Here is a 15,400-nt window from a genome sequence, read left to right as displayed (position 1 = left end):
CAAACAACGATTGTGACACTTCCGGCCATATTATAATATATTGAATGGATTATTACACCTGCACTTGTCACGTTAACACCTGCCTGCTTTGAGGTATCGGACATATGCCACCTGAAAAAAACAACCTCCCGAAGTCAGATGACCACGGGAGGTTTCAGATCTTAACTAAATAATCTTAAAGATTGAATTAGTTCTGACCCTTAACAGCCTTACGACCAGCGTATGGAGCAGCAATACCCTTAGCAGTTAATTCTTCTTCGATACGGATTAACTGGTTGTACTTAGCCATACGGTCAGAACGGCTTAATGAACCGGTCTTGATCTGGCCAGCAGCGGTACCAACTGCGATATCAGCGATGGTGCAGTCTTCAGTTTCACCTGAACGGTGAGAAATAACTGCAGTGTAACCAGCCTTGTGAGCCATCTGGATAGCGTCGAGGGTTTCAGTTAAAGAACCGATCTGGTTAACCTTGATGAGGATTGAGTTAGCGATACCCTTTTCAATACCTTCCTTGAGAATTGAAGGATTGGTTACGAAGAGGTCGTCACCAACGAGCTGGCACTTAGAACCGATCTTGTCGGTTAAGTACTTCCAACCGTCCCAATCGCCTTCAGCCTGACCATCTTCGATAGAGATGATTGGGTACTGATTGCAGAGGTCAGCGAGGAAGTCAGCTAACTGGTTAGAAGTGAAGTCCTTACCTTCAGCCTTCATTCTGTAGAGCTTAGCAGCTTCATCATAGAATTCTGAAGAAGCACAGTCCATAGCTAAAGTTACGTCTTCACCGAACTTGTAGCCAGCGTTTTCAACAGCTTCCTTGATTGCAGCCATTGCGTTAGCGGTACCTGCGAGCTTAGGAGCATAACCACCTTCATCACCTACAGTGGTAGGCTGACCCTTTGCCTTGAGAACCTTAGCAAGTTCGTGGAAAATTTCAGCGCCCATACGGATAGCTTCTCTAACGGTCTTAGCACCAACTGGCTGAACCATGAATTCCTGCATATCCATTGACCATGCAGCGTGAGCACCACCGTTGATGATGTTCATCATTGGGAGAGGCATTGAGTAAACACCGTGAGTACCGTTTAAGTCAGAGATGTGTTCGTATAAAGGAACCTTCTTAGCAGCGGCAGCAGCCTTAGCAACAGCTAAAGAGATAGCAAGAATAGCGTTGGCACCGAGGTTCTTCTTGAATGGAGTACCATCCTTGTCAAGCATAACCTTATCAACAGCGCGCTGATCAGCTGGATCCATACCAACGATTGCAGGTCCGAGGATTTCGTTAACATTCTTAACAGCCTTTAAAACACCCTTGCCGCCGAAACGAGACTTGTCGCCGTCACGGAGTTCTAATGCTTCACGAACGCCGGTAGAAGCTCCTGATGGAACTGCAGCACGGCCCATTGAACCGTCATCTAAGTAAACGTCAGCTTCTACGGTAGGATTACCACGAGAGTCGATGATTTCACGACCAATAACCTTAACAATCTTAGCCATTATTATTAAATCCTCTATTGGATAAATTTACGTAAATTTTCTGTTTCAAACAGAAATAAAAAAAACAGGTCTAATTTCCCGATAGACTTATATATCATCTGAAAATTTTCGCCATAATTATACTCATCTCTTATTAAAAATTCAATATTTCTATGCTTTCCGTTTTGTGGACTGACTCTTCTTTTTGAACAAAATTCAACCTAATAAGTGATGACAGCAGCGGATGTGATAGGTGTTCACCAAAACAGGCCGACAGCCCGAATAAATTTACAAAATCATTTCCGATTAATGCAAAGGGGCATGTTTTCTTCTTAAAACATGCCCCGTGTTTTTCATTATGTCATGCCGAAACTATCGGCAGGAGAAATTATCTCTTCTGCTGATAATCCATTGCAGCCCTGATAAATCCTTCGAATAAAGGATGACCATCTCTAGGTGTTGAGGTAAATTCAGGATGGAACTGAACAGCTACAAACCAAGGATGATTTGGATTTTCAATGATTTCAACAAGCTTACGATCCGCACTTAAACCGGTAACCTTAAGACCTGCAGCCTCAATCTTAGGTAACAGGTAGTTGTTAACTTCGTAACGGTGACGGTGACGTTCATAAATCTCCGGCTGAGCGTAAAGCTCTCTTACCTTTGAACCTTCGGCAAGATGACACTGCTGAGCTCCCAGACGCATGGTTCCGCCGAGATCAGAATTTTCGCTTCTTTCAACCTTTTCACCTTCCTCGTTAACCCATTCAGTGATTAAACCGATTACAGGATACTTTGAATTCTTATCAAATTCGGTTGAATTTGCACCTTCCATACCGGCAACGTTTCTTGCATATTCAATGATAGCAATCTGCATGCCCAGACAGATACCGAGGTAAGGGATATTGTTTTCTCTGGCGTATTTAGCGGCAAGAATCTTTCCTTCTATGCCACGGTTACCGAAACCGCCAGGAACAAGGATTGCATCAACGTCTTCAAGAGCTTCAAGACCCTTGGTTTCAAGATCCTGAGAATCCACATACTTGATGTTAACGTTTACGTGATTCTTTAAACCGCCGTGCTTAAGGGCTTCGTTAACAGACTTGTATGCATCCGGAAGCTGTACATACTTACCTACCATGGCAACGGTAACTTCACCTTCGCTGTTTGCCTGCTGGTAAATTACCTTTTCCCATTCTGAGAGGTCAGCTTCCTTGCAGTTAAGACCGAAACGTTCGCAAACAGTGGTATCGAGTCCCTGATTCTTGAGAAGAGCTGGAATCTTGTAGATTGAATCCACGTCTCTCATGGAAATAACGCACTTTTCATTAACGTTACAGAAAAGAGCAATCTTGGTCTTTTCAGCGTTAGGAATATTGGTTTCTGAACGACAGATAAGAATATCAGGCTGAATACCGATACTTAACAGTTCCTTAACGGAGTGCTGAGTAGGCTTGGTCTTGATTTCACCTGAAGTCTTCAGATAAGGAACCAGAGTAAGATGCATGAACAGGGCATTCTGTCTGCCGAGTCTTACGGCCAGCTGTCTGATTGCTTCAAGGAACGGTAATGATTCGATATCGCCTACGGTACCACCGATTTCAACAATCGCGATTTCATGATCGGCACCACCGGCTAAAATCTTGTCCTGAATTTCGCTGGTAATGTGAGGTACAACCTGAATGGTGGCACCTAAATAATCACCCCTTCTTTCCTTTCTGATTACGTCAGAATAGATTCGTCCGGTAGTAAAATTATTATTCTTGGTCATCTTGGTACGAATGAAACGTTCGTAATGACCTAAATCCAGATCGGTTTCAGCACCGTCTTCGGTAACAAACACTTCGCCGTGCTGAATAGGACTCATGGTACCAGGATCCACATTGATGTACGGATCGAGCTTAAGCATGGTCACATCTAGACCACGGGCTTCCAATACAGCAGCTAATGAAGCTGCGGCAATTCCCTTTCCCAGTGAAGAAACAACACCACCAGTAACAAATATAAATTTAGTAGCCATATCAAACCATAACGCTTTAAAAATAAAAAAACAGCACAAAAGTCATGTGCAACTTTTATGTTGTTTTCACAAAAAATTTAAGGAGGATTGTATCAAAAATTTGATTTAAATAACAGCAGAATTTTAAATCATCCGTTCTTAATTAAACACTTCCGAATAACATCCGTGAAAAATCCGAAACACGACCGGTCAGCACAACTAACCCGACTGCCGGTCGCCGATCCGTTTTACGACAGATTCTGATTACTTCTCAGCATATCCTGGAGATCACAGACGTTTTGCCGAAATAACCCCGTTCATATTGTTCAGACGGGCAAGGGTTCTGTTCAGGTCATTGATGTTTATCACTTCCATGTCAATGTCAATCTGAGCAGTCTGAGTCTTGGTGTCAGATCTGGATCTTACCCCCAGAACATTAATTTTTTCGTTGGCGATAATCGTCGTGATATCCCTTAACAGTCCAGCCCTGTCGTTTGCAATAATACCGACAGTCAGGCTGAAGCCACTGGAATATTCGCCACCCCATACCGCATCAACCAGTCTTTCCGGATGTTCAGAAAGAAGATGGTTAAGGGTATGACAGCCCTTTCTGTGAATAGATACACCTTTACCCTTGGTAATAAAACCTACAATATCCTCACCCGGAATCGGATGACAGCATTTGGCAACATGAGTAACCAGATTACCCACTCCGTTCACCACTATCTTACTCTTTGCGGCATTACGCTCAACATTGGCAATTCTTGCCTGAGTACGCTGTTCGATATTTTTCAGTATTTCTTCGTCAGGATTTGTATCCTTATAGGTATTGTTTATCTTCGCTTCAATGTAGTTTATCAGCTGATTTATCCTGATATCACCTGACCCCACATTGGCAAGAACATCAAAATGGTCCTTCACATTGTAATGATGAAGCACATCCTTAATCAGCTCAGGCAGTTGCTCCTTTGAAACGGTAAGACCGTGCCGTTCAATTTCCTTTTCCAGCATTTCCCTGCCTGCAGCGATGTTCTTTTCACGATCGAGCTGCTTAAACCAGGCAGAAACCTTGGCTCTTGCCTTACTTGTTCTTAAGAATCCGTTATTCGGATTCAGCCAGTCACGGCTCGGATTCGGCTCCTTCTGAGTTGCAAGTTCAACCTGCTCACCGGTCTGCAGCTGATAAGTGAAAGGAACAATTCGTCCGTCGACCTTGGCTCCAATGCACCTGTGACCAATCATACTGTGAATCTGATATGCAAAATCCAACGGTGTAGCACCCTGAGGAAGGTCAATTACATCACCTTTAGGAGTAAAGACATACACTCTGTCCTCAAACACCTGTGTCTTGAACTCATCGACAATGGAGCCTGCCTCAACCATGTCTTCCTGCCACTTAAGCAGCTTACGGAGCCACGCTATTCTTTCTTCGTATGCGGCATCGAGATTTGACCCGCCTTCTTTGTACTTCCAGTGTGCAGCCACGCCAAGTTCAGCTTCCTTATGCATGTCTGCGGTACGAATCTGAATTTCAACGGTTTTTCCCTGAGGTCCGATAACCACAGTATGAATTGACTTGTATCCGTTAGGTTTAGGATTGGCTATATAATCATCGAATTCCCTCGGAATGTGGTGGAAACAGGTATGAATGACACCGAGTGCACCATAGCAGTCCTGAAGTCTCTTTACGATTACGCGAACAGCTCTGACGTCGTAAAGTTCAGTAAAGTTCAGATGCTTTTTCTGCATCTTTCTCCAGATACTGTATATATGCTTCGGACGTCCGTAAACCTCTGCCTCCAGCCCTTCGGACTTCAGCTTTTCATCAAGTATTGACACAAAGTCAACAATGTACTTTTCCCTGTCGACACGCTTTTCATCAAGAAGTTTTGCAATCTGCTTGTAGGTATCAGGATGAAGATAACGGAATGACAGATCTTCAAGCTCCCACTTCAGCTGACCGATACCCAGACGGTTTGCAAGAGGCGCATATATGTTGGAAATTTCCTTGGCCACGGCCACGCGGGTTTCCTCATCCGCATTTTTAACTTCTCTCAGTGCTGCTATTCTTTCGGACAGCTTAATAATAACTGCTCTTACGTCTTCAACCATGGCCAGAAGCATGCGGCGCACGGTATCAATCTTGGCATTGGAAATCTCACTTCCTGAATTCGAAATATTCTGAAGGAACCTAATCGCCTCCATATCCTTTACACCGTGAAGAAGTCTGGCTATCGGCTTCCCAAAATCTTTTTCGGCCTGTTCAATGGTGAAGTATCCTTCTTCAATATGAGGATACAGTATGGCGGCACAATAGCTGTCCACATCCATGTGCAATGTCTGCAGGATTCCGATAATCTCGATGGCACGACTGGTCAGTCTTTCCATGTTGTCACCGGACTCGGCAATCTTGTTATGACAGTAATCAAATACCTTCATAATCTTAAGTTTGTCGTCACTGTTCACATGTAATGATTCTTTCCATGCCTCAAGATCAAATTTGCCTTTAACATGAGTATTGCGGATAGCTACCATAATAAGGTAAGAACCTCTCTTTATTGTCGATAATCAGCTTTTATTAAGACTGCATCCCCACTGATTTTTAAGTGGACATACAAAATTTATTTTTTCTTTTTTTCACACATGGGTATGATACGCCCCGATGCCCTTTAAATATATCACGAACACCAGAACACACGTACGCCTGTACGTCGGATACTGTGTCGTATTTTGTTTTTCACACCGATACGGTATAAATTCCCACTGAAACAATTATATACTTGGAACGTTTTTATTCAACATCCAAGAAAATTAACCGTAATGCAATAAAACAGCAGTCACACTGTATATATAGATGGGTATTACGGATTAAAATTCAATCTGACAGTGAAAATAAAATTCAGATTGCTTAAACAGTCAGCCATGATGACGTTAATTTATATCGACATGGTACGGGAAATAACATGCAAATGCTTGCATGTTATTATTTTTTCTGAAAAAATTGCTGTCGGTTCCGCAATGTCAGAATGCATACAAAGTCCTGTTTTCAGGACTTCATACCCTCACTGACACTGCTTATCCGACACTGGAAATATAAACTTTCACATAAATTCAGAAAACGGAGGTTATATGGCTGACGAACTGCATTCTTTTTTGGATATACTGGCTGACGTGGCGAAGCAGCAGGAAGAGGAAGAAAAGAACAAGACTCAGAAATCCGGAGATACGGAATCTGAAGAAAAGACGGCAGACAGGCTCCGTTCCACAACCGCCACAAATGAAAAATCAGCAAATGACAAAAACATTAAACCTGCTCCGCAGCAGGAAAAAGACGATCCTGATTTCTTCAATTCAGCCATCAGCAACGTCAAAAAGAATTCCAGAAATTCCAAAAAACGCAATAACAGTGGTGAAATAAGCATTTTTGACCAGATATCAAAAAACCGTAAAACCGGAAATACCGCAAGAAGAAGCACAACACGCCGCTCATCATCTGCACGAACCGGCACTGCTGGACGCAGAAGAACATCATCACGTTCTACCAGGATCCGCGTACCAAGCACAAACAGCATAATAAAAATGATCCTGAAAGCCCTGATAGATCTGATTTTCGGCAAGAAAGGAAAGTCAACCGCCCGTAAATCGTCTCTCAGCGGAACGGATGTTCTTAATTCACTTCTCAAAGGAAGCAGTGATCTTACATCAGCCGTAACACAAAACAATTTATCCGGCAGCTCCGGCCCGAACGTCTCTCAGGGACTTTTGGAATCAGTAGTACAAACAATGTTCGGAAACGGTAAATCATCAAATGCCGGCAACCTTCAGGTTTTCAAACAGGTTGTAAAATCCATTATTGAATCAGATAACGGGAATGCCCTCAATGATACTGCAAGTTTTAGGGACACAGCTGCGAAACTCGGATATGGTGCCAAAGAATCCGAAGATGCGGCAGGTATTCTTGAAGGACTTCTGAACAGCAATCTGAGTAACGAAAGCATTGCCTCAGTTCTGGAACAGTTTACCGAATCTGAAGATGACTAAAGGATAACCGCTTACGTACAGGAATTACGGACGCCTGTCCTTGAATAGTTCATCATTACGTGACAACGACCAGCGAGCCGTCACCATCGAATGCGCATCTGATCTGACGGAACCTTACACTATGAAGCCGGAGGTGTATGCCGCCCTGGTAAAGCTGTGCGTTGATATCTGCAGAAGGAACGGAAAGAAACGACTGCTGTGGATTGCTGATCGGGATAAAGCATTGAGTTATTCGGTCAAGAGTGATGAGATGCTGCTGACGGTTCACCGCTGGTTTGCTCAAAAGTCCTGTCCCGGAAATTGGCTATTCGGGAAGTTGGGCGATTCGGCTCAAGCAGTGAATAGCCGACTTGGGGAATGAGGAAATTTCCATAAGTGAAAAAGCCGACAGATACGGGACTGTCGGCTAAAAATACAATGATTGACTCTCGGTTAATCGAACTTCTGATTAGTAATGTAGTCTTCTACAGTGAAAGACCCATCATTGATCTCATTAAGTCTCTGCTTAATTTTTTCAATAAGTTCTTTCATTTTAGGAAACGCGGCTTTGTATCCTTCATCGTCAAAAACGCAAGGCTCATCACCTACATCAAAATCATAAAATGAATCATACAAAGTTGCAGCTTCTTCATTAAGATTCTGCAATATTGTATCATTGCTGATCAGAGAATGCTTCAAACGGATTGTTTCATCTTGATCATATATCCATATTGGACCATGTAAAAATTCATTCATCAATCGGATAGTGTACATTATAGATCCTCCTTATTGATAGGATAAGCAGACACAATAAAGCCATTAGTACCTACGGCAGATATAATTAAATACTTCCCTCTATATTTGTAAATTCTTTCGAAATCATTTTTGCCTTTTCGAGTAACATTTTTTCTTTACAATAGTTCCGTTGCTAAAGACCTTTTTTAAGAAAGAAGGAATTTTTTCTCTTGAAACACCAAAAGATTTTTTAAAATCATTGGCATGCCCCAGACCATTATTTCCTCCATCAAGTATATGTTTTAGGCCAACAGTCAAGTTACCATTTTCAAGCCAAACAATTTTACCAGTCGTATCTCTGACTATAAAAACAATGTCTTTTTCTAAAAATTTAATATTGTTTTTTCTTAATTCTGAAATTAAATCCGCTCTTGATTCTTTCTTGGGGGTATTGGCTGATTCATTATTATGAACGGAACCTTTAGTGTTTCCAAAGCCACCATGATACCCGGCACCCATTACTGCACCTCCTTTTTATGAGAGGAGGCAAATTCACTGTCAAATTGTACAATTTGAATACCTCGTTCTTTATATTTGCCGAAGTATTTATCGTTTGCAATGCCGTAAACCACAATAACTGACGGCTGAATTATTTCAACGATAACAGCCAGTCCTTCAAGGAAAAACTTCCTATCTGTACTGCACTTCATGTTTCCATGAGAGCCTATGGCTATTGTGCCGCCTTGTTCTACACCATCACAGCAAATTTTATATGTGCGTTCATCACCATATCGGATATTAGGAATGATATTTACATTGTTCTTCTGTAGCCAGTTACCGATTGCCCTGCTTCTATATATGTTAGAGATTTGCATATTGAAAGGCATATCTCTGTACAAGCTGAAATCAGGTAAAATTACCCCGTTAAACTTTTTAAATGAATCAAGGTAATCATTAGGTGAACCCCAAACACATTCGAACAGGTAGTCATCTTCATAAAAATGAATCCACTGATCAAAAATCTGCGGGAGGCTCATCAAAAAGGAGCTTATCACCACAAACCGCATGGAAGGAAACCGGAAGGAGATCTTTTACCGGCTGACCTCCTCCGGCGATCATATCTATCAGGCCATGGCGCAGCAGATCCGAGATGCCGAGAGGCAATGCCGGGAGCTTATCGAAAGCTACAGCGCGGAAGAGCAGGTTCTTCAGGCGAACTTTCTCACAAAAATCGAAGAAATCATCCCGTAATCCGCCTGAAATCAGATCCTTGCCAGCTCCGCTGATAATGCCGAAATGTCAGATGTCTGAGATGCGGGTCAGGGGCCGGAATATTCTCCGCCCTGCTCTGTCTCAGCCTGAACACTCCGCCCTTCCTCTCAGCCGGAATTCCGTTTATACTTGCAAACAGCAGGATAGTAGTTTGGAGTTCCCTGCTCTCCGGAAGCGCCTCAATTCCGAAAATGCTGTCATAATTTTCGGCAAAGGAGTCATTTCCGAAAAAAGGCTCTGGCCTTGAAAAGGACTGAAATAATCATTTTTGCGAGGAACTTATGAGACACCAGCGGCTTGTGATATTTTTAAGCCTGATGCTCCTTCTGATTTTCTGCGGAACAGCAATTACGGTAACCCATCAGGCAACTGCTGCCGGAAGCTCTGCTAAAAAAGACGCTCTTCCGGCAAGTATCAGCCCGGTTAATGAAGCGGCCGGGAATGGGAATGGTCTCAGCCAAAAGGAGATAATGACAATGGAAATGCGGATCGGCAAAACAGCGGTTTCAGCGGCATGGGAGCAAAATGAGGCGGTTTCGGCGCTGATGAAGCTGGCGGCAAAATCTCCCCTTACGATAACAATGTCCATGTACGGCGGCTTTGAGCAGGTGGGATCAATAGGTCACAGCCTCCCGAGAAACGACCGCCGAATGACTGCTCAGGCAGGGGATATCATGCTGTATTCCGGTAATCAGCTGGTGGTGTTTTACGGCAGCAATTCCTGGGCATATACAAAGCTGGGCCGGATCACCGGGCAGTCACAGGAACTCTTAAAGGAGCTTTTGAGTAACGGGGATGTCACCGTCACCCTGTCTGCCGGCAAGAAGGAGAGCGGTAAGGGGGCCTTTGATTTCTCCAAAAAGACCGTGCTTCTGAACAGCGGCTATGAAATGCCCATCATCGGCCTGGGAACATGGGCGCTCACTGATAACACAGCGGAAGAGGCCGTTTATCAGGCGCTTAAGTCCGGCATGCGCCTTATCGACACGGCAAGATATTACGGTAATGAAGTCAGCGTCGGACGCGGCCTTAAGCGAGCAATTTCCGAAGGAATTGTAACCCGGGAGGAGGTCTTTATCACCGGGAAAATCTACGGCGGCAACTATGAACGCGCCGGCAGGATCATCAATGATGAGCTCAAGGATCTCCAGGTGGATTATCTTGACCTTCTGCTTATTCATCAGCCCGGATCAGATGATGCAGGCGTTTACAAGGCCATGGAGGAATCGGTAAACGATCACCGGATTCGTTCCCTCGGGATTTCCAATTACTACACCAAGGAAGCGGTGGACAAGGTTCTGTCATTTGCCACCATCAAGCCTGCGGTAATTCAGAACGAGAACCACCTTTATTACCAGAACACAGAGCTTCAGAAATATGTCAGACAGTACGGCATAGTCATAGAATCCTGGTATCCTTTCGGGGGGAGAGGCCATACTGCCGAGAGCTTCGGCAATGAAATAATCACGGAGCTGGCCGGCAAATACGGAAAAACCCCGGCGCAGATCATTCTCCGCTGGCACCTGCAGGCAGGCTTTATCGCCATCCCGGGTTCGTCTGATCCTGACCATATCGCGGAAAACTGTGATATCTTCGACTTTGAGCTGACGCCCGAAGATATGGAAAAAATAAGGCGGCTGGATCGGCGCCAGCGCTACGAAAACTGGTAATCTGCTGTTTGCCTGCAGTATTTCTCCCGCCCTCTCCTGCCCGGTAGCTGCCGGCCGGATGCCTTCGCGTTCAAAACCTAGAGATTCACAAATCCCGTGGTCTCCGGATGGAGTTTAAACAGCTGCGTTTCTTCTGTAATGCCGAAGACACCGTCATCACTCACCGCAAATTCCGGCTACCATGGTATGGTATCTCCGTGTTTTTTAACCATTGCTGTATGCCCAAAATGATCACCGTGCATCATAACAATGAAATCATAGCCGCATTCCCGGATTGTTTTGATAACCTCACCGAAACGTCCAGACCTTATCACTAAATTCCTGTTCCCGCTCTCTCTTCATCCACAAAAGTGGCAAACCGCTACACCGCTCCAAAAGCAAAATGGTATCCACAACCTTCCTAAAACAGCAAAACCGTAGCCACAACTACTATCCTGTATCTCTCCGCCTTGATATGTTTTCACATACAGCCAAAATCGCTCTTTACAGCCATGCTCAAAAAAGCATCAAAATCTGCAATCCCTTAGATTTCAAGGGCTTTCAGAACCGTTCTATTTTGCCCGTGACAGTAAAACCACCGTCTCAACATGTGCCGAGACCTTTTAATTGATGTCTGATTTGCTGACATATTGAGGGAACATGTTTAAACATACGTCTTTTCAAGCGTCCCAACCTTTAAGTTTGTGGAAACACAACCAATTAAATCTCGTGTCTGCATCGCTACCCCCAAATAAATATTGATATTTGTGGCGAAATATAAAAAAGAAACCACGAACAGGTCAACACCTTCCCCCTCAAATTCAAAAACAAACCAATCAAAGCCTATGCCATGGTCTTTTCCAGTTCGGAATGCGTATATTGCGGCTAAACAGTTTTGCCAGAATAACAGACTCCTATTTTTGAAATATTTTATCCCTGTGATACTTCAGATAGGCTTTATTCTTTTCAGACAAATTAATCTTTATATCACCTGTAATGCCTAAGGCTTGACGACTTTCAGCCGTCAGGATTGAAGATATTAGAATTTTTCCATGATCGTCAAACGAGATAAAACCACGATCAAACAATCTATCATGATTTGGGCACATAAGCAGACCATTATCCACATCGAGCTTTTCTTTGGGCAAACTTTTACTCCATGGCTTGATATGACTTGCAACTAACAACTCAGTTTGATCTACATTGCACAATATGCAATGGTGTTTATACCTTGATAGGAGACGATCTCTAAATACATGTTGATTTACGCGTAGATTAACAATAGCCTCTCTATCCTCCCCTTTCAAGTGAAGGTCATCAATTTCCTCATCAATGCTTTCCGCCCTATCAATACAATTTTCTTCATTGTATGTCATGACAAAGTCGTAGTATGACTTTACAACTCTGACCAACTCTAGAGCTTCGTCAAAAAGAGTTCCTGCATTATCTTTTTCAAATAATGATTTAACCTTCGTACCGACCTGGAATAAAGGCTTATTTTCAGAATTTTTATATTTCTTTTTGAGTGATTCAACGTCGGAATTTCCATAGCACAGCGTATCAGCTTCTGGTATTATGCAACGATATTCTATGTTGTTTTGTAAAGGCTTATCTAGCAAATGAAACTGCTGTTCTATAATTTTACGATACAGCTCTGGATTTTTATCTCTTAATTTATCTAAATTATCTTGCTCTACATCAATTCTAATGTCTAAGCAATTCTCAGCTCCAAATGATAACGAAACACTAGGTAATTGATCTTTCCACTTAGGATTTTTTAATTGAATCCAAAAGTAAAAATGTATGATCTTTGGTTTCCCTTTCCCGTTATCTCGACACCATCTTGAACATCTATCTGCGTTATCATATTTTAAATCGGTGAATTCTTTTGACAGTTGTTTTGCAAACTCTATGAAATTATATCGAGCCTCTCTAGCATCTTGTTTTAGAGAAAGCATCCGCTCCTTGTCAGCACCAGCTTTTTCCGGAAGAATATAAGTATCCCCAGCATGTTCCCTAAAAAAATTGACACTTTGTTCAAAGCCAAATTTACCGGATTTTGTCATATTTACCCACCTATATAGATAACCAAACCCTCGGTGGCACAATACCACTGATTTTTCTACCTCAAATCACAGAAAAAAAGTATAATTCCTCCTTTAGCTGGAGCCTTTAGCAAGATTAATCTTCATCAGATTCAATATCATCGATATCATCAGAATCAATATCTAGCTGTAGCATCAAGCTATAAATAGACTCTCCTTTATATCCCCAATACTTTGCCCCTTGATAAGCTCCAGAGGTATTAGCGGTTCCTTTAATATTTTTGACTAATCTAGTTACTGGAGTAAGACGGTATTTTTTATTGTCGTATTCCACTTCATTATCAGAAACTACTTTTGCTTCTACAGAAGGATCTTCTAGATAATATATATTTTTACCGATCAAATCCAAAGCCTCAAAGTGAACCCCTTTGTATTCTTTTGAATTGTAATTATTAGAAGTTCTCATTTGTTCTGGTATCGGCAAAACCTCTCTTACCAAATAACTTGATAGCTCTTTTGTTCTATTTTGGATGGTTTCCCCATTCCAGAAATCATTATCAATAATAAAGTTTTGCGCTATCTGTAATCCCGCCTTATTCTTGTAAAACTCCTTTTTAAGAGAAAACTTTTTATTACCCAATTCTTGGTTATGTCTAATAAGTGTTAAGTTGCCCAATACATCAACATTGTTTTGATGTATTTGTTCGAAATTTTCACCAAGATCATTCTTCCAGTCATCATTAAGAGTTTGTGGTAGAATGTGCTCTAGTTGAATTTTTTCATCCAGAACTGGACGATTCTTAGTTATCTTCTCTTCTATCAATGACAAATAAAACTTAGTATTTTGAAATTTAGATAAATTTGCAGATTCAAGATACTTAGTAATTTCTACATCATTAGGTAGTCGTAATCTATATTCTTTATTACTTAGAATTCCGAACATAGCTTGTTTCTTATCCGAGCAAGAAATTAAGAAATCAATTTCGTCAGTCAAAACAGGAAACGCCTTGTTTTCCGCTTGAGTTAATAATAACAATCTACGCCTTAAAATATATGTTTCAAAGCACCACAAAATGTCTGCTATGTCAGAATCAGAAAATTTGCCCTCTTGCCAAGAAATAAGCAATGACAATAAAAATGAGTTTGCTGTTGTAACTTTTACTTTTCTAAGGTCTTCGAGAATACAATCGATTCTCTTATTATTAACAGGCTTCAAGCCAAGAATCCACGAATAAATTTCTGAGTAATTAGCCATAGCTTCTAATACGTTAGTGGAACTCAGACTATTGCTATATAAACTCTTAAATTCAGCGTAAAGCTTTTTATAATTCGTCTCAGATGCCACAGGCAAAGCTCTCTTTTCATGCAATTGCATAAAATCTCTTATGTACGCAGATATTGCACCAGGTAAGTTCTTTTCAATAACAAGCCAGTACCTATTGTAGTTAGCTTCTTGCTCTGCTGGTTGCATAAAAAGTAGCATGTAATTTCTTACAAGATCGGCTAAGGATAAAGGTTTACCCAAAGAATTCATAGATTCAAAAATTTCTTGAGGGTTTTCTCCAGGATTATTAGGTTCTAGCTCCAGAGCAACCAATGTAAAGCTTCTTAACCCATTATCAATCAAAATATTGAGTTCTTCATCTGTCTTTTTAGACACCTGTTGTTTGAAATAGTTGTAGTTTTTAATAATAGCAGAATTCAAATAATCATTATTAATCTTGCCATTCACCACACTTTTATACGCTTCCCAATCAGCCTCAACCTGTTTAAGCTTAATCTTTTTGGATTGATCTTCTGACGATACATTTGTATTTACTAAAAAAGATTTATTAATTAATTCTTTCTTATTTATATCCTGAATCTTATCTCTTACCGCTAGCAGAAATAGCATTGTTGAGGTAATTCGTTGTTGTCCATCAATCAAAACTAATTTTGCAGGTTCATCAAAATGATGATCAGATTCAAAATATGTAACTGTACCAAAAAAGTGCTTGTACAAGTTATGTGTATCAGATCCTTTATTCTTTTCAGCAGTATTTACAATGTCATTCCAAAGAACTTCGCAATGTTCTATAGCCCATTCATAATTTCTCTGATATGGGGGAATAAAGAAAGTTACATCATTATTTGACAGTAACTTCAATAAATTTTTCTCAACCGGTTTCATAACAACCTCTTAAATAACCTTGCCCAAACCTAT

General features: G+C 41.6%; 12 protein-coding genes. 4 read left to right on the top strand and 8 right to left on the bottom strand.

What is annotated here, in order from left to right:
- Positions 1-187 precede the first annotated feature (187 nt).
- From eno to relA, 3 genes are all read right to left on the bottom strand, one after another.
- On the bottom strand, positions 188-1,498 hold the full coding sequence (gene eno, locus QZU58_RS02285; protein ID WP_294494449.1) for a phosphopyruvate hydratase: 1,311 nt from the start codon (positions 1,496-1,498) through the stop codon (positions 188-190).
- A 367-nt stretch (positions 1,499-1,865) separates the two neighbouring features.
- A complete protein-coding gene (locus QZU58_RS02280; RefSeq protein WP_294494446.1) occupies positions 1,866-3,497 on the bottom strand; it encodes a CTP synthase in 1,632 nt (543 codons plus the stop codon).
- 267 nt (positions 3,498-3,764) lie between these two features.
- Positions 3,765-6,011 (bottom strand): GTP diphosphokinase, encoded by a 2,247-nt coding sequence (relA, locus tag QZU58_RS02275; protein ID WP_294494443.1) that lies wholly within the window; start codon positions 6,009-6,011, stop codon positions 3,765-3,767.
- 594 nt (positions 6,012-6,605) lie between these two features.
- On the opposite strand from relA, the gene QZU58_RS02270 reads away from it, so the two are divergent.
- Positions 6,606-7,517 carry a hypothetical protein gene (locus QZU58_RS02270; RefSeq protein WP_294494441.1) on the top strand — a complete coding sequence of 304 codons (912 nt, stop codon included), beginning with the start codon at positions 6,606-6,608 and terminating at the stop codon, positions 7,515-7,517.
- A 40-nt stretch (positions 7,518-7,557) separates the two neighbouring features.
- Positions 7,558-7,878 (top strand): N-acetylmuramoyl-L-alanine amidase, encoded by a 321-nt coding sequence (locus QZU58_RS02265; protein ID WP_294494438.1) that lies wholly within the window; start codon positions 7,558-7,560, stop codon positions 7,876-7,878.
- A gap of 71 nt (positions 7,879-7,949) precedes the next feature.
- On the opposite strand, the gene QZU58_RS02260 is transcribed toward QZU58_RS02265, so the two are convergent.
- From QZU58_RS02260 to QZU58_RS02250, 3 genes are all read right to left on the bottom strand, one after another.
- Positions 7,950-8,270, bottom strand: a complete 321-nt coding sequence (locus QZU58_RS02260) for a hypothetical protein (RefSeq protein WP_294494435.1) — start codon at positions 8,268-8,270, stop codon at positions 7,950-7,952.
- 105 nt (positions 8,271-8,375) lie between these two features.
- Positions 8,376-8,750, bottom strand: coding sequence for a hypothetical protein (locus QZU58_RS02255; RefSeq protein ID WP_294494432.1), 375 nt, complete (start codon positions 8,748-8,750; stop codon positions 8,376-8,378).
- Positions 8,750-9,298, bottom strand: a complete 549-nt coding sequence (locus QZU58_RS02250) for a DUF4417 domain-containing protein (protein ID WP_294494430.1) — start codon at positions 9,296-9,298, stop codon at positions 8,750-8,752. The genes QZU58_RS02255 and QZU58_RS02250 overlap by 1 nt, the downstream gene beginning before the upstream one ends.
- On the opposite strand from QZU58_RS02250, the gene QZU58_RS02245 reads away from it, so the two are divergent.
- Complete coding sequence (locus tag QZU58_RS02245) at positions 9,297-9,482, top strand: hypothetical protein (protein ID WP_294494427.1); 186 nt, start codon at positions 9,297-9,299, stop codon at positions 9,480-9,482. The genes QZU58_RS02250 and QZU58_RS02245 overlap by 2 nt on opposite strands.
- Positions 9,483-9,784: 302 nt before the next feature.
- The gene (locus tag QZU58_RS02240; RefSeq protein ID WP_294494425.1) at positions 9,785-11,173 is read left to right on the top strand and encodes an aldo/keto reductase; all 1,389 of its coding nucleotides are present in this window, start codon (positions 9,785-9,787) and stop codon (positions 11,171-11,173) included.
- 893 nt (positions 11,174-12,066) lie between these two features.
- Here the strand turns inward: QZU58_RS02240 and QZU58_RS02235 are convergent.
- Both QZU58_RS02235 and QZU58_RS02230 read right to left on the bottom strand, forming a co-directional pair.
- The gene (locus tag QZU58_RS02235; protein ID WP_294494422.1) at positions 12,067-13,218 is read right to left on the bottom strand and encodes an HNH endonuclease; all 1,152 of its coding nucleotides are present in this window, start codon (positions 13,216-13,218) and stop codon (positions 12,067-12,069) included.
- 115 nt (positions 13,219-13,333) lie between these two features.
- Positions 13,334-15,367 carry a DUF262 domain-containing HNH endonuclease family protein gene (locus tag QZU58_RS02230; RefSeq protein WP_294494419.1) on the bottom strand — a complete coding sequence of 678 codons (2,034 nt, stop codon included), beginning with the start codon at positions 15,365-15,367 and terminating at the stop codon, positions 13,334-13,336.
- Positions 15,368-15,400 lie beyond the last annotated feature (33 nt).

The sequence above is a fragment of the uncultured Ruminobacter sp. genome (assembly GCA_902764345.1).
In the GTDB taxonomy this organism is placed as follows: domain Bacteria; phylum Pseudomonadota; class Gammaproteobacteria; order Enterobacterales; family Succinivibrionaceae; genus Ruminobacter.
The sequence above is the reverse complement of the archived record's forward strand: the minus strand, read 5'-3'. Positions and strand labels throughout refer to the sequence as shown.

Bases quoted from the DNA above. Each gene is read 5' to 3' on its own strand.
- eno (WP_294494449.1), bottom strand. From the start codon at position 1,498: ATGGCTAAGATTGTTAAGGTTATTGGTCGTGAAATCATCGACTCTCGT.
- QZU58_RS02280 (WP_294494446.1), bottom strand. From the start codon at position 3,497: ATGGCTACTAAATTTATATTTGTTACTGGTGGTGTTGTTTCTTCACTG.
- relA (WP_294494443.1), bottom strand. From the start codon at position 6,011: ATGGTAGCTATCCGCAATACTCATGTTAAAGGCAAATTTGATCTTGAG.
- QZU58_RS02270 (WP_294494441.1), top strand. From the start codon at position 6,606: ATGGCTGACGAACTGCATTCTTTTTTGGATATACTGGCTGACGTGGCG.
- QZU58_RS02260 (WP_294494435.1), bottom strand. From the start codon at position 8,270: ATGTACACTATCCGATTGATGAATGAATTTTTACATGGTCCAATATGG.
- QZU58_RS02255 (WP_294494432.1), bottom strand. From the start codon at position 8,750: ATGGGTGCCGGGTATCATGGTGGCTTTGGAAACACTAAAGGTTCCGTT.
- QZU58_RS02245 (WP_294494427.1), top strand. From the start codon at position 9,297: ATGGAAGGAAACCGGAAGGAGATCTTTTACCGGCTGACCTCCTCCGGC.
- QZU58_RS02250 (WP_294494430.1), bottom strand. From the start codon at position 9,298: ATGCGGTTTGTGGTGATAAGCTCCTTTTTGATGAGCCTCCCGCAGATT.
- QZU58_RS02240 (WP_294494425.1), top strand. From the start codon at position 9,785: ATGAGACACCAGCGGCTTGTGATATTTTTAAGCCTGATGCTCCTTCTG.
- QZU58_RS02235 (WP_294494422.1), bottom strand. From the start codon at position 13,218: ATGACAAAATCCGGTAAATTTGGCTTTGAACAAAGTGTCAATTTTTTT.
- QZU58_RS02230 (WP_294494419.1), bottom strand. From the start codon at position 15,367: ATGAAACCGGTTGAGAAAAATTTATTGAAGTTACTGTCAAATAATGAT.